A 21,604-nucleotide genomic window follows, 5' to 3' on the forward strand; every position below is an offset into this window, starting at 1 on the left:
GGGGCGTTTGCTCCCCGCCCTGCGGGTAACTCCGGCATTCCGGACGCCGACCCCCGGGAGTCGTCATGTGGAAGCGCAAGGGCAGGAAGGGCCGCCGGACCGCCGAGCCGGTCCCCGTGGAGCTGTGCGACCTGTGTGCCAGGGTCTTTCCCGAGGACGAGTCCGTGAGCGGCTACGTGCCGGACTCGTCCTCGGCGCACGCCACCAACGAGTGGTTCGACGGGCTGCGGCTCATCACCACGTGCTCGGACGAGCACTTCGACGTGATCAAGGAGGGGTACGCGCACCGGCCCTTCGTGGACGAGGAGCTGTGGGCGGCGAAGCTCACGCGGGCCCTGACCACCGGGCCGCCGGCCGCCTCCATGGACCAGCTCGGCTGCCGCACGGGCCTCCAGGAGCCCCAGATCCGCGCCGCCGTCGCCTGGCACAACGAGCGCATGCGCGAGCAGCAGCGCACGGACCCCTGACCCCGGTTCGACTCCGGTCCCGGTCAGGACGGGCGGCTCCCGTACACGCGGTAGGGCTCCGCGTCGGCCCATCTGACGTCCAGGCCGAGGCCGGGCCGCCCGGTGTCGGGGCGCAGCCAGCCGCCTTCGGGCGACAGGGTGCCGTCGAACAGCAGCCGCTCGACGCGCACGTGGTCGTGGAAGTACTCCAGGTGCCGCAGCCGGCGCACGGCGCAGAAGGCGTGGGCGGACACCGCGGGGGCGCAGTGCGCGGACAGGTCGAGGTGCCGGACGGCCGACAGACCGGCGACCTCCAGCACGCCGGTGACGCCGCCGCACCGGGTGACGTCGGCCTGGAGGCAGTCGACGGCCGGTCCCGCCGGTCCCTCGGTGAGGTTGGCGAAGTCCTGGGCGGTGAAGGCGTACTCCCCCGCGGTGATCTCGAGCCGGGCCGGGCCCCGTTCGCGCAGCATCCGCAGTCCCTCCAGGTCGGCCGAGCCGACCGGCTCCTCGAACCAGCGCACGTCCCACTCGTCGTGGAACCTGTGCGCCCAGTACAGGGCCTCCTTGCGGCCGAGCGCCCCGTTGGCGTCGGCGAACAGTTCCGGCCCGTCGCCCACCGCCCGGCGTACGGCGGTCAGGCGCCGCGGGTCGGCCCCCGGTTCCCGTGAGGTCTTCAGCTTCACGCGCCCGATGCCCTGCTCGACCCAGCCGGCGAGCTGGCCGGTGAGGCGGTCCAGCGGGTAGTTCGTGAAGCCGCCGCTGCCGTAGACGGGCACCTGGTCGTGGTGGGCCGGCAGGAGGTGGACCAGCGCGATCCCGAGCAGCCGTGCCTTGAGGTCCCACAGCGCCACGTCGACGGCGGACAGGGCCATGGCCCCGACGCCGGGGCGGCCGGCGTTGCGCATCCGCGCCCCCATCCGTTCCCACAGCGCGGGCGGCGAGGAGACCGGCGCGCCCTTGACGACCGGCGCGAGCACGGAGTGCACGAAGGACGCCACGGAGACGTCCCCGTAGGTGTAGCCGAGGCCGGTTCTGCCGCCGGCGTGGACCCGTACGAGGACCAGGGTCGTGGAGTCCCACTCGAGGGTGCCGTCCTGCTCCCTGCCGTCCGGGCCGTCGGTGGGGACCTCGAAGGCGTGCACGTCGACCGCGTCGACCACGCGGTCGTCCAGCGCGTTCGCGTCGAAGCCGGTTGCGGACGTCATCGCGTACTCCCTCGCCTCGCTTACTCGGGCTGGTTCTCCGGGCAGGCCGGTTTCCCCGGGCCGGTTCCCCGCGCCGTCCGGTCCATTCGCGGGCCGTCCGGGTGGGCCGACGTTTGCCCGGGGCGCCCCCGGGTCACTCAGTTCTCCGTCCGCGAGCCATCGAAAGGACGCCCGAGGAGCACCCGTGAACCGGTTGTGGCGGCCGTTCCACCGCGTGTGGGACCGGCTGGCCGCGTCCGCTCTCGTCCGGCGCGGCCGGGAGCTGGAGCTGATGCACCGGGCCATGGGCTTCGCCACGCTCGCCCTGGTCACGCTGGCGCCGCTGCTGATCGTGGTGGCCGCGGCCGACCCGCTGGGACGCGGCGGCTTCGCGTCGTGGCTGGCCGACGGCATGGGGCTGTCCGGCCGGTCGGCCCGCGTACTGACCGACATCTTCAGCCCGCCGCCCAAGGTCGTCGGCACCACGAGCGTGTGGGGCGGCATCCTGCTCGCCGTGTTCGGCGTGTCCTTCGCGGCGAGCGTCCAGAACGGCTACGAGCGCATCTGGGGACTGCCCTCCGGCCCGTGGCACCGCATCTGGCGCCAGATGGCCTGGGTGGTCCTGCTGACCGCCTACCTCTACCAGGAGGTGCAGACGCGGACCGCGCTGCACGGGACGGCGCGGATCGCGCTGTCCACCGCCAGCGGCATGCTGTTCTTCTGGTGGGGCCAGCACTTCCTGCTGGGCGGCCAGGTCCGCTGGCGGGACCTCCTGCCGGGGGCGCTCGCCACGATGGTGGGCCTGATCGGCCTGCGCGGCTTCTCGTATCTCGTCTTCACGCCGCTCATCCTGGACAACGCGTTCAGTTACGGCACGGTCGGCATCGTGCTGGTGGTGGAGTCCTGGCTGATCGGGGTCGGGTTCGTCGTCTTCGGCGGCTCGATGGTCGGGCACTGGTTCTGCGAGCACCACTGGTGGACCCGCGCCATCGACCGGGAGCCGGACTGACCCGAGGGCGGTCAACCGGCGCGCCGGCGCAGGCCGCCGGTGACCAGGGCGGCGGCCGCCCCGGTCACCGCGGTGGCCAGGGCGAGCGGCCGCCGGTGGCGGGAGAGCCAGAACTGGAGGCTGCGCGGGTGGGCCTCGTCGTCGAAGACGCCGTGGGCTCCGTAGTCGTCGGGGGCGGTGTCGTCCGGCGGCTTCCAGAGGTTGACCGGCCGTGACGGGTCGACGGCCCGGTCCGTCTGCTGTCCGTCGTAGCCGGTGCGCGCCAGATAGCGGTCCAGGAGTCCCGGGGCGAGCTTCTGGCCAAGGAGCGTGGCGACGGTGGAGCCGCCGACCCAGTACACGCGCCGCTCGGGGTGGTCCGCGGCGTACAGCACCGCCCCGGCGGCGACCTCGGGCTGGTAGACGGGGGCCACCGGGCGCGGATGGCGGGGCAGCCGGGTGAGGACCCAACTGAACTGGGGCGTGTTGAGTCCCGGCATCTGGACCATGGTGACCCGCACCCCGCTGCGGTCGTGCAGCAGCTCGCAGCGCAGCGACTCGGTGAACCCCTGGATGGCGTGCTTGGCCCCGCAGTACACGGCCTGGAGCGGGACGCTGCGCTCGGCCAGGGCCGAGCCGACCTGGACGATGGTGCCGCGATCGCGCGGCGTCATGTGCCGCAGGGCGGCCTGGGTGCCGTGGACGAAGCCGAAGTAGGTCACCTCGGTGGCGCGCTTCAGCTCCTCGGGCCTGACCTCCGCCACGGGTGCGAAGACGGTCGAGAACGCGGCGTTCACCCACACGTCGATCGGGCCGAGTTCTTCCTCGATCCGGGCGGCCGCCTCGTCCACGGCGGGCGCGTCGGCGACGTCCACGGCGAGGGGCAGCGCGTGTCCGCCCGCCTCGCGGACCTCCTCGGCCGCCCGCTGAAGGGCGTACTCGCCCCGCGCGAGCAGGGCCACCGAGGCGCCGCGGGCGCCGAAGGCCCGGGCGGTGGCCCGGCCGACGCCGCCGGTCGCGCCGGTGACGACGACGACCTCGGTGCCGTCCGCCCCGCGGCGGCGGGCGCCGCTCACTTCCTGCCCCGGCCGGGGAGGTGCCCGGCGTACTCGGTGAGCTTCTGGCGTACGCCCCTGGTGGCGATGCCGGTGGCCTCCGGGTCGTGCAGCGCGGCCTTGACGGCCTTCTTGCCCTGGTCCTTCATGATGTGCGGCGGGATCGGCGCGATCTCCGCGTCGACCTTGAACTCCAGGACCACGGGCCGGTCGGCGGCGAGCGCCTCGTCCCAGGCGGAGCCGACCTTCTTGGGGTCGTCGCAGACGATGCCCTTGAGGCCCAGCAGTTCGGCGTAGGCGGCGTAGGGGACGTCCGGGATGTCCTGGGAGCCGGGGTACTTGGGGTCGCCGGCCATGGCGCGCTGCTCCCAGGTGACCTGGTTGAGGTCCTGGTTGTTGAACACGCAGAAGATGAGCGGGGCCGACCCGGACATTCGGTCGAGGTACCGCTTGACGGTGATCATCTCGTTCATGCCGTTCATCTGGAACGCGCCGTCCCCGATGAAGGCGATCACCGGCCGTTCGGGGTACGCGAACCGCGCCGCGACGGCGTACGGCGTCCCGGGGCCCATCGTGGCGAGGGTGCCGGACAGCGAGGCCCGCATCCCGTCGCGCAGCATGAGGTGGCGTGCCCACCAGTTGGTGCCCGAGCCGGAGTCGGCCGTCAGGATGACGTCGTCCGGCAGTCGCGGCGACAGTTCGGCGGCGACGGCCTGGGGGTTGATCGTCTTGCCGAAGTGCTCGCCCGCCCAGCGGTCGCACAGGTCGTGCCACTCCCGGACGTCCTTCTCGATCTTCTCCCGCCAGCCGCGGTCCTCCTTGCGCCGGAGCATCGGGATCAGCGCGCGCAGCGTCTCCCTGGAGTCGCCGACGAGGTGGGCGTCCATGGGGTAGCGGATGCCGATCATGCGGCCGTCGATGTCGATCTCGACGCCCCGGGCCTGCCCCTCCTCGGGCAGCCACTCCGAGTACGGGAAGCTGCTGCCGACCATGAGCAGGGTGTCGCAGCCCTGGATCATGTTGTCGCTGGCCTTGCTGCCCAGCAGGCCGATGGGTCCGGTGACGTAGGGCAGGTCGTCGGGCAGGACCTCGCGGCCGAGCAGGGCCTTGGCGACGCCGGCGCCGAGCAGTTCGGCGACCTCCCTCACCTCGGCCTCCGCGTTCGCCGCGCCCTGGCCGACCAGCATGGCGACCTTGTCGCCCGCGTTGAGGACGTCGGCGGCCCTGCGCAGCTCGTCGAGGTCGGGCAGGATCCGCGGCCGGCTCCAGCCGACGCTGGAGAAGACGGAACCGTGCTCCCTGGGCGGGGACGGCTGGGCCTCCTCCTCCTGGATGTCACCCGGGATGATGATCGTGGCGACGCTCCGGGTGGTCAGCGCGGTCTTGAAGGCCCGGTCGATCACGTGCCGGGCCTGGCCCGGGTGCACGACCATCTGGCAGTACTCGGACACGTCCGCGAACAACTGGTCGAGGGCGATCTCCTGCTGGTAGTGGGTGCCCAGCGACAGCCGCTTCTGCTGGCCGACCACCGCCACCACGGGCTGGTGGTCCAGCTTCGCGTCGTACAGGCCGTTGAGCAGGTGCACGGCGCCCGGCCCCGACGTGGCGACGCAACAGCCCACCTCGCCGGTGAACTTGGCGTGGCCGCACGCCATGAAGGCGGCCATCTCCTCGTGCCGCGCCTGGATGAACTCCGGGTCACCGTCGGCCCGGTCGAAGGCACCGAGCAGACCGTTGATGCCGTCGCCCGGATAGCCGTACACCCGCTGGACGCCCCACTCGGACAGGCGCTGGAGCACATAGTCGGCGACTTGGGTCATGGAACTCTCCCAGGCGTTGGGGGGACAACGGTCGGCTTGTGGGGTTACCCTCCCGGCCGCCCCCAAACCGGCTGTCCGCCCCCTTCGGCCGCCCGCGTGTCCCGACTTCTACGCCGGCGGCGGGGCCGTGCTCGCCCGGGTCACCAGCCGGGTCGGCACCAGCGTCGTGCCGCGCTCGGGGCCGGCCTCGCGCATCTTGCGCAGCACGGCCCGTACGCACAGCCGTCCCACCTCGGCGAAGTCCTGGTGGACGGTGGTCAGCGGGGGCAGGAAGGAGCCGGCCTCGGGGATGTCGTCGAAGCCGATGACGCTGACGTCCTCGGGAACGCGCCGGCCGTGTTCGTGCAGGGCGCGCAGCAGGCCGAGGGCCATCTGGTCGTTGGCCGCGAAGACGGCGGTGCACTCCTTGCGGGCGGCGATTTCCAGGCCGGCCCGGTAGCCGGACTCCGCCGACCAGTCGCCCCGGACGAGGGGCGGCGGGGTGCGGCCGGCCTCGGCGAGCGTGTGTCGCCAGGCGTCGGTGCGGCGCTGGGCGGCGAAGGAGTCCTCGGGGCCGCCCAGGTGCCACACCGTGTCGTGCCCGAGGTCCAGCAGATGGCGCACGGCGGCGCGGCTGCCGCCGGCCTGGTCGGTGTCGACGACCGTGTAGTGGTCGCCGGCGTCGGAGTCGACCACGACGACCTGGACGTGGGGCGGCAGCTTGAGGGAGGCCGCGTCCAGGAGGTGGACCTCCATGATGACGATCACCGCGTCGACGGCCAGCTCCTCCAGCCGCGAGAACGCGCCGCGCACCTCGTCCTGGGTGGGGACGGCGACGGGCAGCAGCGTCACCGCGTACCCCTCGCTCGCCGCGGAGGTGGCGATGGCCTCCAGGGTGCGCACGTTGCCCGTGGTGGCCAGTGTGAAGGTGATGACGCCGATGGTGCGGAACTCGCCGCGTTTGAGCGCCCGGGCCGCGCTGTTGGGCCGGTAGCCCAGCTCCTTCATGGCCGACAGCACCTGCTGCCGGGTCTCCTCGGTCACGCCGGCGTAGCCGTTGGCGACGCGGGAGACGGTCTGCGAGGAGACCCCCGCCAGCCGGGCCACGTCCGCCATGGACGCCCTGGGCACCCGGCCGCCGCGCCGGGGCCGCGTGTCCGCGTCCCGCGCGTCCGCGACTCCCTCAGCCGTGTCCACTGCCGTCCGCCACCTCTCTGCCGCTGTCCGGGCCCCGGCTTCCGAAGGACCCTTGACCGTCGTCCTCGGGGCAGTGTAGACATGCCGCCATCAAATGTTTACGCAAACATAACAGCACTCGGCGGGCTTGACCGTCTCTTGCGGCGCGTGATGTTTACGCAAACATAATGAGGCTTCAGGAGCTCCGAGACGAGCGAGGAACGACATGACGACGCTGCGACCACCGGCCGCCGCCGAACGGCGGCCCGCACCGCCCCCGGCGAGGCGGGAGGGCCGTTCCTGGAAGGGGTGGGGCTTCCTCGGCCCCTTCGTGGCCGTGTTCGCCCTGGTGTTCCTCGCGCCGATCGCGTACTCGGTCTACCTCAGTCTCTTCCGCGACCAGCTCATCGGCGGCACCACCTTCGTCGGCCTCGACAACTACACCGAGGCGCTGAAGGACGACCGGTTCTGGGCCTCGCTCGGCCGGGTCTCGCTCTTCCTCGCCGTGCAGGTGCCGATCATGCTCGGCATCGCGCTGCTCGTGGCCCTGGCGCTGGACAGCGGCCGCCTCTACGGCCGGGACTTCTTCCGCGTCTCGATCTTCCTGCCGTACGCCGTGCCCGCCGTGGTGGCCACCCTGATGTGGGGCTTCATGTACGGCACCCGCTTCGGACTGGTCGGCGACATCAACGGCGCGCTGGGCGTCTCGCTGCCCGACCCGCTCTCCCCCGACCTGGTGCTGGCCTCCATCGGCAACATCGTGACCTGGGAGTTCATCGGCTACAACATGCTGATCTTCTACTCGGCGCTGCGCGTGATCCCGCACTCGCTGTACGAGGCGGCCCAGATCGACGGCGCCGGCCAGATCCGCGTGATCACCGCCATCAAGCTCCCGGCCATCCGCGGCGCCCTCGTGATCGCCACGATCTTCTCGATCATCGGCAGCTTCCAGCTCTTCAACGAGCCCAGCATCCTGCGGCCGCTGGCGCGCAACGCCATCACCACGGACTACACGCCCAACTACTACACGTACTCGCTGTCCTTCAACGGACAGCAGCACAACTACTCCGCGACGGTCGCCATCGTCATGGGGCTGATCACCATGGTCATCGCCTACGCCGTGCAGTTGCGCGGCATGCGCAGCAAGGGAGTGTGAGGCAGCGATGACCAGTCCTGTCGCCACCGTCGTCGGCCGTGCCGCCCCCAAGCGGTCCGGCTCCTCGGGCCCGGTACCCCGGCTGCGCACGTCCCGGCGCCGGCACTCCCCCGACAAGCCCCGGCGCAGCGTGCTGCTGACCGTGCTCACCTCACTCGTGCTGCTGTACAGCCTGGTGCCGCTGGTCTGGCTGGCCGTCAGCGCCACCAAGACCCAAGAGGGGCTGTCCCGTTCCTTCGGGCTCTGGTTCGACGGCGACTTCGCGCTGTGGGACAACATCGGCCAGACCTTCACCTACGACGACGGCGTCTTCACCCGCTGGCTGCTGAACACCCTGCTGTACGTGGGGCTGGGCGCGGGCGGTGCCACCTTCCTCGCCGTGCTCGGCGGCTACGCGCTCGCCAAGTTCGACTTCCCCGGGCGGCGGGCCGTGTTCGCCGTCGTCATCGGCGCGGTGGCCGTGCCGGGTACGGCACTCGCGGTGCCGACCTTCCTGATGTTCAGCGAGATGGGGCTCACCAACACCCCCTGGGCGGTGGTCGTCCCGTCCCTGATCTCGCCGTTCGGCCTCTACCTGATGTGGGTGTTCGCCACCGAGGCCGTCCCGGCCGAGCTGATGGAGGCCGCCCGCATCGACGGGGCGGGCGAGGTGCGCACCTTCTTCCGGGTGGCGCTGCCGCTGCTGGCGCCCGGCATCGTCACGGTCCTGCTGTTCACCATGGTGGCGACCTGGAACAACTACTTCCTGCCGCTGATCATGATCAAGGATCCCGACTGGTATCCGCTGACCCTGGGACTGAACAGTTGGAACCAGCAGGCCGCGACCGCCGGCGGCGAGGCCGTCTTCAACCTCGTCGTCACCGGGTCGCTCATCACCATCCTGCCGCTGATCGCCGCGTTCCTGCTGCTCCAGAGGTACTGGCAGTCCGGCCTCGCCGCCGGAAGCGTCAAGGAGTAGCCCCGCTCTCCCCTCCAACCCTCAAACGGTGCCGGTTCCGGCCACGACGAAGTGGAAGCCCACCCATGCCAAAGCACTCGCGCCGCCTCCTGCGCGCCACAGGCCTCGTCTGCGCCCTCGTCCTGGGAGCGGCCGCCTGCGGCGGCTCCGACGACGGGGGATCGAGCCAGAAGGCGGTCTCCGAGGCGGACATCCAGGCGGCCCTCGAGGAGGGCGGCACCATCACGGTCTGGGCGTGGGAGCCCACGCTCGAACAGGTGGCCACCGACTTCGAGAAGGAACACCCCGGCGTCGAGGTCGACCTCGTCAACGCGGGCACCAACAAGGACCAGTACACGGCGCTGCAGAACGCCATCTCGGCGAAGAAGGGCGTCCCGGACGTCGCCCAGATCGAGTACTACGCGATGGGCCAGTACGCCCTGACCAAGCAGCTCACCGACCTCAAGTCCTTCGGCGCCGACAAGCTCTCCGCCCAGTTCTCCCCGGGTCCGTGGAACGGTGTGAAGGCCGGCACGGACGGCGTGTACGCGCTGCCGATGGACTCCGGTCCGATGGCGCTGTTCTACAACAAGAAGGTCTTCGACAAGTACGACATCAAGGTGCCCACCACCTGGGCCGAGTACCTGGACGCCGCCCGCGACCTGCACAAGGCCGACCCGAAGGCGTACATCACCGCCGACACCGGCGACGCCGGGTTCGCCACCAGCATGCTCTGGCAGGCCGGTTCGCGCCCCTACACGGTGAACGGCACCAAGGTGAAGATCGACTTCTCGGACGAGGGTGCCGCGAAGTTCACCGAGACGTGGCAGCAGCTCATCGACGAGAAGCTGCTCGCTCCCGTCCCGGCCTGGACCGACGAGTGGTACAAGGGCCTCGGCGACGGCACCGTCGCGACCCTCGCCACCGGCGCGTGGATGCCCGCCAACCTCGCCTCGGGCGTGAAGAACGCCGAGGGTGACTGGCGCGTCGCCCCGCTCCCGCAGTGGACCGCGGGCGGCAAGGTCAGCGCGGAGAACGGCGGCAGCGCGCTGGCGCTGCCGGAGCTGGGCGACGACGAGGCACTGGCGTACGCCTTCGTCGAGTACGCGAACGCGGGCGACGGCGTGCAGACCCGCCTGAAGAACGGCGCCTTCCCGGCGACCACCGCGGAGCTGCAGTCCACGAAGTTCCAGGACACCGCGTTCCCCTACTTCGGCGGCCAGAAGGCCAACAAGATCTTCGCCGAGTCGGCCGCGAACGTCCCCGACGACTGGTCGTACCTGCCCTACCAGGTGTACGCGAACTCGGTCTTCAACGACACCGTCGGCAAGGCCTACGTCTCCGGCACCACGCTGGCCGAGGGGCTGAAGTCCTGGCAGGAGGCCTCGATCAAGTACGGCGAGGAACAGGGCTTCACCGTCCAGAAGTAGCTCACGGCTCACGCACCACACCGGAAGGACCGCCATGATCTCCACCCTCCTGTCCCGCCTGCACCGCGGGGCGGACGGCGCTCCCGCCCCCCGTCTCGCCTTCGGAGCCGACTACAACCCCGAGCAGTGGCCCCGGGAGGTGTGGGAGGAGGACGTACGGCTGATGCGCGAGGCCGGCGTCAACATCGTCTCGCTCGGCATCTTCTCCTGGGCCCGCGTCCAGCCGGGCCTCGGCACCTGGGACTTCGCCTGGCTCGACGAGGTCATGGACCTGCTGTACGAGCACGGTGTCGGCGTCGACCTGGCCACCGCGACCGCCTCGCCGCCGCCCTGGCTGACCACCGCGCACCCGGAGATCCTCCCGGTCACCGACCGGGGCGAAACGCTGTGGCCGGGCGCGCGCCAGCACTGGCGTCCGACGTCACCCGTCTTCCGCGAGCACGCCCTGCGCCTGGTCCGTGAGATGGCGACCCGCTACGCCGGCCACCCGGCCCTGGTCGCCTGGCACGTCAACAACGAACTGGGCTGCCACAACGTCTACGACTACTCCGACGACGCGGCCCGCGCCTTCCGCGACTGGCTGCGCGCCCGGTACGGCACGACGGACGCCCTCAACCACGCCTGGGGCACGGCGTTCTGGTCGCAGCGCTACGGCGACTGGGAGCAGATCCTGCCGCCGCGGCTGGCCGCCTCCCACCCGAACCCGACCCAGCAACTGGACTTCAAGCGGTTCTCGTCGGACGCGCTCAAGGACTACCTGCGCGCCGAACGCGACCTCCTGCGGGAGCTGACCCCCGACGTCCCCGTCACCACCAACTTCATGGTGATGCCCGGCACCACGGGCATGAACTACGCGGACTGGGCCGGCGAGGTGGACTTCGTCGCCAACGACCACTACGTCGTGCCGGGTCCGCAGGCCCGCGACGAGCTGTCGTTCTCGGCGAACCTCACCAGCGGCATCGCGGGCGGCCGGCCCTGGTTCCTGATGGAGCACTCCACCAGTGCCGTGAACTGGCAGCCCGTCAACCTGGCCAAGCGGCCCGGCGACCTGGCCCGGGACTCGCTGACGCACGTGGCGCACGGCGCCGACGCGGTCTGCTTCTTCCAGTGGCGCCAGTCGGCGGCGGGCGCCGAGAAGTACCACTCGGCGATGGTCCCGCACGCCGGGGCGGACAGCGACCTGTTCCGCGCGGTCACGGCGCTCGGCGACACGCTGAAGGCGCTCGCGCCGGTCGCCGGGAGCGAGCGGGAGCCCGCCGGGGTCGGCATCCTCTTCGACTGGGAGTCGCGGTGGGCGAGCGAGCAGGACTCGCACCCCACCTCACTGCTCGACTACCACCAGGAGGCGCTCGACTGGTACTCCGCGCTGCTCTCCCTCGGCATCCGCGCCGACGTCGTCACCACGGGCGCCGACCTGAGCCGCCACCGGGTGCTGATCGCGCCCGTGCTGCACATGGTCCCGGCCGAGCTGGCCAAGGACCTCACCCGGTACGCCGAACAGGGCGGGCACCTGGTCACCACGTACTTCTCCGGTGTCGTCGACGAGAACGACCACGTGTGGCTCGGTGGCTACCCGGGCGCCCTGCGGGACCTGCTCGGCATCCGCGTCGAGGAGTTCGGCCCGCTGCCCGCCGGGCAGAGCGTGGAGCTGGACGACGGGAGCACCGGCGGCCTGTGGACCGACCACATCACCGTCACCGCGCCCGAGACCGAGGTCCTCGTCCGCTACCGCACCGGCACGCAGGCCGGCCGCCCGGCGGTCACCCGGCGTGCCGCGGGCAGCGGTTCGGCCGCCTACGTCTCCACCCGGCTCGGCGCCGACGGGCTCGCCCCGCTGCTGCCCAGGCTGCTGGACCCGGCCGGCGTGACGAGCGAACTGCCCGCCGCGGTACGCGGATCGGTCGAGGCCACCGTGCGCCGGGGCCCCGGCGGCCGGTTCCTGTTCCTGGTCAACCGGACCGACGGGAGTGTGACCGTCCCCGGGCTCACCGGGGACGTCCTGCTGGGCGCCACCGTCGCCGACGGCGCCCTCGCCCTCGCGCCCAGGGAGGTCGCCGTCCTGCGCACGCCCACCGACTGAGCCCGCACCGGCACCACATCGGCAACTTCCGCCGCCCACCGGGCACATCGCACGCCCGCAGGGCAGTACGATGATCGAAAACTGCGGCGGAGCGTCACCTCCCGGACCATGGAGCCTGCCATGACGACGGACCATTCCCAGCCTCCCCACATCGACACGGGCCGGGCCCACCCCGCGCGTGTCTACGACTGGCTGCTGGGCGGCAAGGACAACTACCCCGTCGACGAGGCGGTGGGCGAGACCCTGCCGCCCGAGGCACGGGACGCGGCGCGGCAGAACCGCGCGTTCATGAACCGCGCGGTGGCCCACCTCGCCGCGCAGGGCATGGACCAGTTCCTGGACATCGGCACGGGCATCCCGACCGAGCCCAACCTGCACCAGATCGTCCAGCGGACCGTGCCGACGGCCAGGGTCGTCTACGCCGACAACGACCCGATCGTGCTGCGGCACGCGGAGGCCCTGCTGGTCAGCAGCCCCGAGGGGGCCACGGACTACATCCAGGCCGACGTCCGCGAGCCGGAGGAGATCGTGCGGCACGCCCGCGAGATCCTGGACTTCGACCGGCCGATCGCCCTGTCCCTGATCGCCCTGATGCACTTCGTCCCGGACGACCAGGACGCCCACGGCATCGTCGGCGGACTGGTCGAGACCCTCCCCCCGGGCAGTCACCTGGTCCTCTCGCACGCCTCGATCGACCTCTTCCCCGAGCTGTCGAAGCAGGTGATCGACCAGTACGCCAAGGGCGGCATCCGTCTCGGCTTCCGTACCCGGGCGGAGGTGACCCGCTTCTTCGACGGACTGGACCTGGTGCCGCCCGGCCTGGTCACGGCCACCGAGTGGTACGGCCAGGACCAGGAGCCGCCCGCGTCGGAGGAGAGCGGCATCTACGCGGGCGTGGCGCGTATCCCCTGACGGGACGTGGGGCGGTGGCTCAGCGGCGGCGCCCGCGGGTCGCCCAGCCGCTGCCTACTCCGGCCACGTGCAGGGCGAGCAGGGCGAGGCCGACGAGCATGACGTTGGTGGAGGTGAAGATGTCGTTGGTCGAGACCTCCGCCGCGTTGATCAGCCAGGCGATGAGGAACAGAACCGCCGCGATGATGGCGAGCACGGTGTACATCCCTTCGGATCGGTGGCACCGGGGCGGTGCCGTGTCACGCGTATGCCCCCGACGGGGTGCGTGACACGGCGGAAGGCTCCGTGCGCGCCGGCCGCCGGTCGCCCGTCGCCGGTCGGCGCCCGTGCGTGCAGGCCCTGGCGACGCGTCCGGTATGCGCCTTCTGTGAGCAGAGCACCGGGTATTGGGTAAGGCGAACCTAAGATCAGATAATGTTTCGTGTGCAGCAACCGACGGAAGCGCGGAAGCACGCACTTCCGAAAGCACACCTGGGGAGCCGGCCTTGCCACACACGATCGACACGACCGGAGAGGGGCCGGACGCGGTCACCGAGGACGGCTGGGTCGAACTGGACTCACCCGCCGAACTGCGTGAACTGCTGGGCGAGCCCTGGCCCGTCGTCATCGACAAGGTCCACGACCGGCTCACGGACCAGGACCGGGGCATACTGGCCCGCTCCCCCTTCTGCCTCCTGGCCACCTCCGACGCGGGCGGCGGCTGCGACGTGTCGCCCCGCGGCGACGCCCCCGGATTCACCCACGTCCTCGACTCCCGCACTCTCGCCCTGCCGGAGCGGCCGGGGAACCGGCGCGGGGACAGCTTCCACAACATCCTCGGCAATCCGCACGCCGGCCTGCTCTACCTGATCCCCGGCGGCAAGGAAGTGCTCCGGGTCAACGGCCGGGCGCGCATCCTCACCGACGCGCCGTTCTTCGACGCGATGGCGCGGGAGGGAAGGCGTCCGGACCTCGCCCTGCTCCTGGAGATCGACGAGATCTACCTCCACTGCCCGCAGTCGCTGAACCGGGCGGGATTGTGGAAATCCCAGTCGCCGCAAGCGAGTTGAGCCACTCCCCCAGCCGCGGGAACCAGAGCGCGCCGGTCGCCGCGGGATCTGTGTGAGCCCCGTCTCTACCAGCGCTTATTAGGTTAGGCTAACCTTCGCCACGTGAGATCTGGTGAAGACGCAGCCGGTACCCCGCGCCTGCGCGGTCATGAGCTGTCGGCGACGGGCGTGACCGTCGCGTACGACGGCACCGATGTCGTGCACGACGCGACGGTCGGGCTCAGGCCCGGCGAAGTGACCGCCCTGGTGGGCCCGAACGGCAGCGGGAAGTCGACGCTGCTGCGGACCGTCGCCCGGCTGCAACGGGCCCGCAGTGCCACGCTGAGCATCGACGGCACCACCGACGGACTGGCGCTGACGTCCCGTGAGTTCTCGCGGCACGTCGCCCTGCTGACCCAGGGACGCCCGACGCCCGGCGGGCTGACCGTGCGGGACGTCGTCGAGTTCGGCCGCTATCCGTACCGGGGCCGCTGGGGGCGGCCCGATCCGGACGGCCCGGCCGCCGTCGACCGCGCCCTGGCGCTCACCGGTGTCGACGGCCTCGCCGACCGCGGCGCCGACCACCTCTCCGGCGGGCAGTTGCAGCGGGTGTGGCTCGCGAGCTGTCTCGCCCAGGAGACCGGCGTACTGCTCCTGGACGAACCGACGACCTACCTCGACCTGCGCTACCAGGTCGAACTCCTCGACCTCGTCCGCGATCTGGCGGACGACCACGGCATCGCCGTCGGTGTCGTCCTGCACGACCTCGACCAGGCGGCGGCCGTCGCCGACCGGATCACGCTCCTCGAAGCGGGCCGGATCGTCGCCGACGGCCTGCCCGAGGACGTGCTGACGCCACAGCGGCTGACCGCCGTCTACGGCATCCGGATCGACGTCGACACCGACCCCCTCACCGGCCGGCTGCGCACCCGCCCGATCGGCCGTCACCACATACGAACCCCCGAAAGGCTCGGCACCACCTCATGAGACGCCTCCTGCTCACCGCGGCCGCCACCACCGCCGCGGCGCTCGCCCTCGCCGCCTGCGGCACCACCGAACCCGCCGCCGACAAGACGGAGAAGGCGGAGAAGAAGGCCTCCGAGACGATCACGCTCAAGGACGGCAAGGGCGCCGAGGTGAAGCTCGACGGGCCGGCCACCAAGGTCGTCGCCACCGAGTGGAACGTCGTCGAGAGCCTCGTCTCGCTGGGTGTCGACCCGGTGGGCGTCGCGGACGTCAAGGGTTACAAGACCTGGGACAGCGCCGTTCCGCTCAATAACGAGCCCAAGGACATCGGTACCCGCGGCGAGCCGAGCATGGACACCATCGCCTCCCTCGCCCCCGACCTCATCGTCGCCACCTCGGACCTCACCCCCGCCGCCGTGAAGCAGCTTCGCGAGGTCGCCCCGGTGATCGAGGTGACCTCCGCCGACGGCACCGGTCAGATCGACCAGATGCTGGAGAACGTCGACCTCATCGCCAAGGCCACCGGCACCACGGACCGGGCGAAGTCGCTGCGCGAGGACTTCGAGGCCAAGGTCGCCGAGGGCAAGAAGGCCCTGACCGACGCCGGGATGGCCGGCAAGAACTTCGCCTTCGCCGACGGCTACGTCGCCTCCAACCAGGTCTCGATCCGCCCGTACACCGCGACCTCGCTCATCGGTGAGGTCAACGAGGCGATCGGTCTGAAGAACGCCTGGACGGTGAAGGGCGACGAGGCCTACGGTCTGGGCACCACCGACGTCGAGGGCCTGACCAAGCTGCCGGGGGACACCCGGTTCGCCTACATCGGCAACGACGACGACCCGAGCGCCACCCCGTTCACCGGTGCGCTGGCCAAGAACTCGGTGTGGAAGTCCCTGCCGTTCGTGAAGGCCGGCGACGTGCACCGTCTCGACGACGGCATCTGGATGTTCGGTGGTCCCGGGTCGATGGAGGCGTACATCGACGCCGTCGTCGGCGCGCTGACGAAGTAGCGAGGCCATGGCCGTCACCGCAACCGAACCCGCGACCGATCCGGCGGCCCGTCCGTCGACGGTCCCCACGTCCCGGTCGGGCGCGGCCGCGGTGACGGCCGGGATCGTCCTGCTGGTCGCCGTGCTCGCCGTCGTCGACATCACCCAGGGCACCGCCGCCGTCGGACCGTCCGAGGTCTTCAAGGCCCTCACCGGACGGGCCGATCCGGACGACGCGTCCGTCGTCGTCGCCTCCCGGCTGCCCCGGATGACCGCGGGGCTCCTGGTCGGCGCCGTCCTTGGCATGGCCGGCGCCGTGCTCCAGGCGGTCAGCCGCAACGTGCTCGCCTCCCCCGACACCCTCGCGGTGAACGCGGGTTCGTACCTGGCGCTCGGGCTGGCCGCCGCCACCGGCGTCTCGCTGCCGATGCTCGCCTCCTCCGGCGTCGCCTTCGTGGGCGGTCTGGCGGCGGCGGCCGTCGTGCTCGGGCTGTCCGGCCTCGGCACCGGCACCGTCCGGCTCGTACTGGCCGGCACCGCGCTGATGCTGGGCCTGAACTCCATGACGGAGGGACTGCTGCTGCTCTTCCCCGAGCAGACGGAGGGCCTCTACGCGTGGAACCAGGGCAGCATCGCCCAGAACGGCTTCGACGGCGTCCTGCAGATGCTGCCGATCGCCCTGGCCGGTCTGGTGGGCCTGATGCTGACCGCCCGTCGGGTGGACGCGCTGGCCCTCGGCGACGACGCGGCGCGCGGTCTCGGCGTCCCGGTCCGGGCCACCCGGGTCACCGTGGTCGTGCTTGCGGCGCTGCTGTCCGCCGCCGCGGTCACGCTGGCCGGGCCCATCGGCTTCGTCGGCCTGTGCGCACCCGCCCTCGTGCGCCCGCTCACCCACCGGTTCCGCGGCTTCACCCGCTCTCGTACGGCCATGCCCGCGGCGGCGCTCACCGGCGCGGCCCTGGTGCTCGGTTCGGACGTGCTGCTGCGGGCCCTGGTCGCGGACGACCGCGCGGTGTCCGTGCCCACGGGCGTGGTCACGAGCCTGGTGGGGGCCGTGTTCCTGATCGTCATGGCGCTGCGGGTGCGGGACAGCGCCGGGGCCGGGGCGCCGGACCGGCTGCGGATACCCGGCCGGGCGGTGTTCCTGGCCACGGTGGCCGTCCTGGTCGTCGTCCTGGTGGGTCTCGTGATCGCCGCCGTCCTGGTGGGTGACAGCAAGCTGCTGCTGGGTGACGTCGCCAACTGGGCCCAGGGGCGGGCCGGGCGGACCGTCTCCTTCGTGCTGGACACCCGGGTCCCCCGGGTCCTCGCCGCGCTCTCGGCGGGTGCGGCGCTCGCCCTGGCCGGCACGCTCGTGCAGGCCGTCACCCGCAACCCGCTCGCCGAGCCGAACGTCCTCGGTGTGAGTGGCGGTGGCGCGCTGGGCGCCGTGATCCTGGTGACCACCGTCCCGGCCGCCGGGACATGGGGGGTCGCCGGTGCCGCGTTCGCGGGGTCCGCGGTCACCGCGGTCGTCGTCTTCGGGCTCGCCGCCCGGGGCGGTTTCCGGCAGAACCGGCTGGTCCTCGTCGGCATCGGCGTGGCCTCCGGGACGGCGGCGCTGATCAGTCTGCTGATCGTGCTCACCGACCCGTTCAACGCGACCAAGGCGCTGACCTGGCTGTCGGGTTCGACCTACGGGCGGACCATGCCGGACGTCGTGCCGGTCGCGCTGGCGCTGGCCGTCGGCATCGGTGTGGCCCTCGCGCGGCGCACCGAGCTGGACCTGATCTCGCTGGACGAGGACACGCCGCGGCTGCTCGGCATGCGACTGGCTCCGGGCCGCCTCGGGTTCCTGGTGCTGAGCGTCGTACTCAGCTCGACCGCGGTGGCCTGCGCGGGCACCATCGGCTTCGTCGGGCTCGTCGCCCCGCACGCGGCACGCGCGCTCGTGGGCCGGCGGCACGTGCGGGTCGTGCCGGTCGCGCTCCTCCTCGGCGCCACGCTCGTCTGCGCCGCCGACCTCCTGGGCCGCACGGTGATCGCCCCGGCCCAGCTCGGCGCGGGCCTCATGACGGCGGTGATCGGCACGCCGTACTTCCTGTACCTCCTGGTACGCAGCCGTCGCTAGGCCCTGTCCCGTCCGGGGAAGAATCCGGGTGCCGGTAGGTGCGTGTGCCCGTACGGTGCCGGAATGGACGGACGCGCCGCGGACGGGGGCCACGCGGGCCTGCTGAACGTCATCGACCTCGAGGCCACCTGCTGGGACGGGCGGCCGCCGCCCGGCGAGGTGAGCGAGATCATCGAGATCGGGCTCGCCGTGGTGGACCTGGACACCCGGGAGCGGGTGGCCCGGCACCGGATCCTGGTGCGGCCGGTCCGCTCCCGGGTGAGCGCCTTCTGCACGGAGCTGACCGGCCTCACCCGGGCGGAGACCGACCGGGGCGTGGGTCTCGCGCAGGCCTGCGAGACGCTGGTGCGCGAACACGGCGCCGGCGGCCGCCCCTGGGCGAGCTGGGGCGACTACGACCGGGGGCAGTTCGTGCGCCAGTGCGCGGCCGACGGCGTCCCCTACCCCTTCGGCCACCCGCCCGAGCGCACGCACACCAACGCCAAGGCGGTCTTCACCGAGGCCCACGGGCTGCGCAGGAGGCCCGGCATGGCGCGGGCGCTGGAGATCGCCGGGCTGCCGCTCGAAGGGCGGCACCACCGAGGTGTGGACGACGCGTGGAACATCGCGGCGCTGGTGCTGCGGCTGGCCGACCGGGGTGCCTGGCCCGGCTCTTGTTAGACACGACGTCAAGTTACTGAACCGTAATGAGCTAGGTGCTACCCCTGGTAACCCCTGTCCGGTTACGGTCCCGTAACCCCACAGGAGCAGCGCGACCACGGTCCTGACCCCACGGGACCGCGGACGACCGGATCCGGCCCTTCCCCAGGAGGTTCGCCATGCCCCCACGTCCACGCATGCTCGCCGCGGCGATCGTCGCCGCTCTCGCCCTCGGCGCCCAGGCCGTCCCCGCCGCCGCGGCGGACGGCCAGGACGCCGACTCGGCCACGGAGACGTCCCGCGGCATCGAGATACCCGCCTTCTACACCCCGCCGTCCGAACTCCCCGGCGCCGACGGCTCGCTGATCCGCAGCGAGCCGCTCCCCCTCGCGCTGAGCCTGCCCGGCATCGACGGCCCCCTCCCGGGCCGGGCCACCCGGCTGATGTACAAGTCCACCGACGCGAACGGCGAAGCCGTCGCCGTGACCGGCGCCTACATCGAGCCGGCCGCGAAGTGGCGCGGCCAGGGACCACGGCCCCTGGTCGCCGTCGCGCCCGGCACCATGGGCCAGGGCGACCAGTGCGCCGCCTCGATGGCCCTGGAGCACCCGCTGCGGCTCAACGGGCAGACCGTGTCGGTCGGTTACGAGGACCTGTCGGTCTACCGGCTGCTGCTGCGCGGCGTCGCCGTCGTCGTCACCGACTACGTCGGCCTCGGCACCACCGACCGGCTGCACACCTACGTCAACCGCGTCGACGGGGCCCACGCGGTGCTGGACGCCGTACGCGCCGCGCGCTCCCTCGACTCGTCGTCCGTCACCTCCGACTCACGGGTGGGCCTGTTCGGGTACAGCCAGGGCGGCGGCGCCACGGCGGCCGCGGCCGAGCTCCAGCCCTCCTACGCCCCGGACGTCCCGCTGTCGGGCACCTACGCCGGCGCCCCGCCCGCCGACCTCACGGAGGTGACCAGGGCGATCGACGGCAGCGACCTGGCGGGCGCCCTCGGCTGGTCCCTCAACGGCTTCCTGCAGACCGAGCCGGCCCTGCGGCCCCTGGCCGACCGGTACATCAACGCGGCGGGCCAGGAGGCGCTGAAGGACCTGTCGACCATGTGCGTCGGCGACGCCCTGTTCGGGTACGGGGGCGACAGCAGCACGGACTGGACGAAGACCGGGCAGTCCATCAGCGACATCGTCCGGGCCGAGCCCGCGCTCCAGGCCTTCCTCGCCAAGCAGCGCATCGGCACGATGAAGCCCGGCAGCCCGGTCCGCGTGGCCACGGGCGTCAGCGACGACCTGGTCCCCCACGGCCAGGCCCGCCAACTGGCCGTCGACTGGTGCCGCAAGGGCGCCGACGTCACCTACGTCCCCGTACTGCTGCCCGGCGTCGGCAGCGGCCTGCTCAACCACTTCGCTCCATTGCTCACCGACCAGGGCAACGCCATCTCCTGGCTCACCGACCGGCTCTCCGGGGAGCCGGCCGACTCCAACTGCTGGAGCATGCCCGTACAGCCCTGAACCGCCGCCCCTGAACCCGTCACGCCCCCAAGGACCTCTACAGCTTCTCCAAGGACCGCTCGAAGGCCCTCTGACGTCTCGCCGGGGACCGGCGCCCGCGCGCGAACCGCGGGGACGCGCCCGACCCCACGCCCGACCCCACGGCGACCCCGGCGAAGACCAGGGCGCTGCCCACGGCCTGGGCGGCGCCGTAGGAACCCGTGCCGACCAGCGGTGCCGTGCAGGCGGCGGCGACCGGGATCAGTCCGGAGAACAGGGTGGCGCGTTCGGCCCCGATCCGCTGCATGCCCATGTACCAGCACACGAAGCCGACGACGGTGACGACCACCGCCTGCCACAGCAGCGCTCCCGCCTCGACCGCGTCGGGCCGCCGCAGCCACCCGGCACCGTCCGCCAGGACACCCGCCACCGCCGACTCGGCCGCCGCGATGCCGCACACCACGGTGGACAGCAGGCGCGGGCCCAGGGGACGCAGTACGGGTACGGCCAGGACGGCGAAGCCGACCTCACCGGCCAGCGCGCACACGGAGAAGGCGATGCCCATGCCGTCGGTGCGCCCCCAGCCCTGGACGGTGAAGGCCCCTACGGCCACGAACAACGCCCCGTACAGGACGACACGTTGCGGCCGGCGTCCCTCCAGGAGGGGCACGAGGACGGCGACCACCACGGGCGCGCAGCCCACGAAGACGCCGGGTACCGCCGGTTCCGCCGTGCGTTCGGCGGCGAGGACGGCCAGGTTGAAGCCGACCATGCCGACGGCCGCGAGCAGCGCCAGCCGCAGCCAGCGCCGGGCCCCCAGCGCCCGCAGCCGGGTCGTCGCGCCGGGGCCGGCCAGTGGGAGGAGCAGCAGGAAGGCCAGTCCGTAGCGCAGGAACTGGCCGCCCGCGTACGGGTAGTCGCCGAGCAGGCTGTTGGCGGTGAAGGAGCCTCCGACGAGGACACAGGCGAGCGCGGCGAGCAGGGACCCCCGCGTGGTGGTGGCGTTCATGCCGACGACGCTAGAGAGCGTGGCGGCCCGTCACGGGGTCCACTTCGCGTGCGCTGTCGGGGACCAATCGGTCCGGGGTGTACGGGCGTCCGGGGCGTCCGGGGCGTCCGGCACGGAAGCCGTACCGAAAGTCCCTGCATTGGCATGGACCTGATGACGCGGGGCTGGCTAAGCTCGAAGCGACCCGATGAGAGCGCTCTC

Annotated in this window: 19 protein-coding genes; 13 read left to right on the forward strand and 6 right to left on the reverse strand. The window is 72.1% G+C overall.

Annotation, left to right across the window (positions count from 1 at the left end):
- The first annotated feature begins 65 nt into the window (after window positions 1-65).
- Window positions 66-467, forward strand: coding sequence for a hypothetical protein (locus KUM40_RS29285; protein ID WP_217169200.1), 402 nt, complete (start codon window positions 66-68; stop codon window positions 465-467).
- 23 nt (window positions 468-490) lie between these two features.
- Here the strand turns inward: KUM40_RS29285 and KUM40_RS29290 are convergent, their stop codons facing one another.
- Entirely contained in the window at window positions 491-1,654 is a 1,164-nt protein-coding gene (locus KUM40_RS29290) for an enolase C-terminal domain-like protein (RefSeq protein WP_217169201.1), read from the reverse strand.
- A gap of 184 nt (window positions 1,655-1,838) precedes the next feature.
- Here KUM40_RS29290 and KUM40_RS29295 point away from each other — a divergent pair, with 184 nt between their 5' ends.
- Window positions 1,839-2,642: a ribonuclease BN gene (locus KUM40_RS29295; protein ID WP_217169202.1), complete on the forward strand. Its 804-nt coding sequence runs from the start codon at window positions 1,839-1,841 to the stop codon at window positions 2,640-2,642.
- A gap of 11 nt (window positions 2,643-2,653) precedes the next feature.
- Here KUM40_RS29295 and KUM40_RS29300 read toward each other — a convergent pair whose 3' ends face one another.
- The 3 genes from KUM40_RS29300 to KUM40_RS29310 all read right to left on the reverse strand — a co-directional run bounded on the left by KUM40_RS29300 (window position 2,654) and on the right by KUM40_RS29310 (window position 6,591).
- Window positions 2,654-3,697 (reverse strand): SDR family oxidoreductase, encoded by a 1,044-nt coding sequence (locus KUM40_RS29300; RefSeq protein ID WP_217169203.1) that lies wholly within the window; start codon window positions 3,695-3,697, stop codon window positions 2,654-2,656.
- Window positions 3,694-5,496, reverse strand: a complete 1,803-nt coding sequence (locus KUM40_RS29305) for a thiamine pyrophosphate-requiring protein (RefSeq protein ID WP_217169204.1) — start codon at window positions 5,494-5,496, stop codon at window positions 3,694-3,696. Before KUM40_RS29305 ends, KUM40_RS29300 begins: the two co-directional genes overlap by 4 nt.
- A gap of 108 nt (window positions 5,497-5,604) precedes the next feature.
- Window positions 5,605-6,591 (reverse strand): LacI family DNA-binding transcriptional regulator, encoded by a 987-nt coding sequence (locus KUM40_RS29310; RefSeq protein ID WP_217169807.1) that lies wholly within the window; start codon window positions 6,589-6,591, stop codon window positions 5,605-5,607.
- A 286-nt stretch (window positions 6,592-6,877) separates the two neighbouring features.
- On the opposite strand from KUM40_RS29310, the gene KUM40_RS29315 reads away from it, so the two are divergent.
- From KUM40_RS29315 to KUM40_RS29335, 5 genes are all read left to right on the forward strand, one after another.
- A complete protein-coding gene (locus tag KUM40_RS29315) occupies window positions 6,878-7,807 on the forward strand; it encodes a carbohydrate ABC transporter permease (RefSeq protein WP_217169205.1) in 930 nt (309 codons plus the stop codon).
- Between the two features lie 7 nt (window positions 7,808-7,814).
- Window positions 7,815-8,765, forward strand: coding sequence for a carbohydrate ABC transporter permease (locus KUM40_RS29320; protein WP_217169206.1), 951 nt, complete (start codon window positions 7,815-7,817; stop codon window positions 8,763-8,765).
- A 65-nt stretch (window positions 8,766-8,830) separates the two neighbouring features.
- On the forward strand, window positions 8,831-10,174 hold the full coding sequence (locus tag KUM40_RS29325) for an ABC transporter substrate-binding protein (protein WP_217169207.1): 1,344 nt from the start codon (window positions 8,831-8,833) through the stop codon (window positions 10,172-10,174).
- A gap of 34 nt (window positions 10,175-10,208) precedes the next feature.
- Window positions 10,209-12,254: a beta-galactosidase gene (locus KUM40_RS29330; RefSeq protein WP_217169208.1), complete on the forward strand. Its 2,046-nt coding sequence runs from the start codon at window positions 10,209-10,211 to the stop codon at window positions 12,252-12,254.
- A gap of 120 nt (window positions 12,255-12,374) precedes the next feature.
- A complete protein-coding gene (locus tag KUM40_RS29335; protein WP_217169209.1) occupies window positions 12,375-13,166 on the forward strand; it encodes an SAM-dependent methyltransferase in 792 nt (263 codons plus the stop codon).
- A 19-nt stretch (window positions 13,167-13,185) separates the two neighbouring features.
- On the opposite strand, the gene KUM40_RS29340 is transcribed toward KUM40_RS29335, so the two are convergent.
- The gene (locus KUM40_RS29340; protein ID WP_217169210.1) at window positions 13,186-13,371 is read right to left on the reverse strand and encodes a hypothetical protein; all 186 of its coding nucleotides are present in this window, start codon (window positions 13,369-13,371) and stop codon (window positions 13,186-13,188) included.
- Between the two features lie 280 nt (window positions 13,372-13,651).
- Between KUM40_RS29340 and KUM40_RS29345 the strand changes: the two genes are divergently transcribed.
- The 6 genes from KUM40_RS29345 (at window position 13,652) to KUM40_RS29370 (ending at window position 20,415) form a co-directional block, all read left to right on the forward strand.
- A complete protein-coding gene (locus tag KUM40_RS29345) occupies window positions 13,652-14,215 on the forward strand; it encodes an MSMEG_1061 family FMN-dependent PPOX-type flavoprotein (RefSeq protein WP_217169211.1) in 564 nt (187 codons plus the stop codon).
- A 102-nt stretch (window positions 14,216-14,317) separates the two neighbouring features.
- Entirely contained in the window at window positions 14,318-15,181 is an 864-nt protein-coding gene (cdtA, locus tag KUM40_RS29350) for a siderophore ABC transporter ATP-binding protein CdtA (RefSeq protein WP_217169212.1), read from the forward strand.
- Entirely contained in the window at window positions 15,178-16,170 is a 993-nt protein-coding gene (locus tag KUM40_RS29355; protein ID WP_217169213.1) for an iron-siderophore ABC transporter substrate-binding protein, read from the forward strand. The genes cdtA and KUM40_RS29355 overlap by 4 nt, the downstream gene beginning before the upstream one ends.
- 7 nt (window positions 16,171-16,177) lie before the next feature.
- Window positions 16,178-18,259, forward strand: coding sequence for a siderophore ABC transporter permease CdtC (cdtC, locus tag KUM40_RS29360; protein WP_217169214.1), 2,082 nt, complete (start codon window positions 16,178-16,180; stop codon window positions 18,257-18,259).
- Window positions 18,260-18,322: 63 nt separating this feature from the next.
- Window positions 18,323-18,919: a 3'-5' exonuclease gene (locus tag KUM40_RS29365; protein WP_217169215.1), complete on the forward strand. Its 597-nt coding sequence runs from the start codon at window positions 18,323-18,325 to the stop codon at window positions 18,917-18,919.
- Between the two features lie 158 nt (window positions 18,920-19,077).
- On the forward strand, window positions 19,078-20,415 hold the full coding sequence (locus KUM40_RS29370; RefSeq protein ID WP_217169216.1) for a lipase family protein: 1,338 nt from the start codon (window positions 19,078-19,080) through the stop codon (window positions 20,413-20,415).
- A 37-nt stretch (window positions 20,416-20,452) separates the two neighbouring features.
- Here KUM40_RS29370 and KUM40_RS29375 read toward each other — a convergent pair whose 3' ends face one another.
- Window positions 20,453-21,403, reverse strand: a complete 951-nt coding sequence (locus tag KUM40_RS29375; RefSeq protein ID WP_217169217.1) for a DMT family transporter — start codon at window positions 21,401-21,403, stop codon at window positions 20,453-20,455.
- Window positions 21,404-21,604: the final 201 nt, after the last annotated feature.

Origin of the sequence: Streptomyces sp. AC512_CC834 (assembly GCF_019049325.1) — a bacterium.
Taxonomy (GTDB): Bacteria; Actinomycetota; Actinomycetes; order Streptomycetales; family Streptomycetaceae; genus Streptomyces.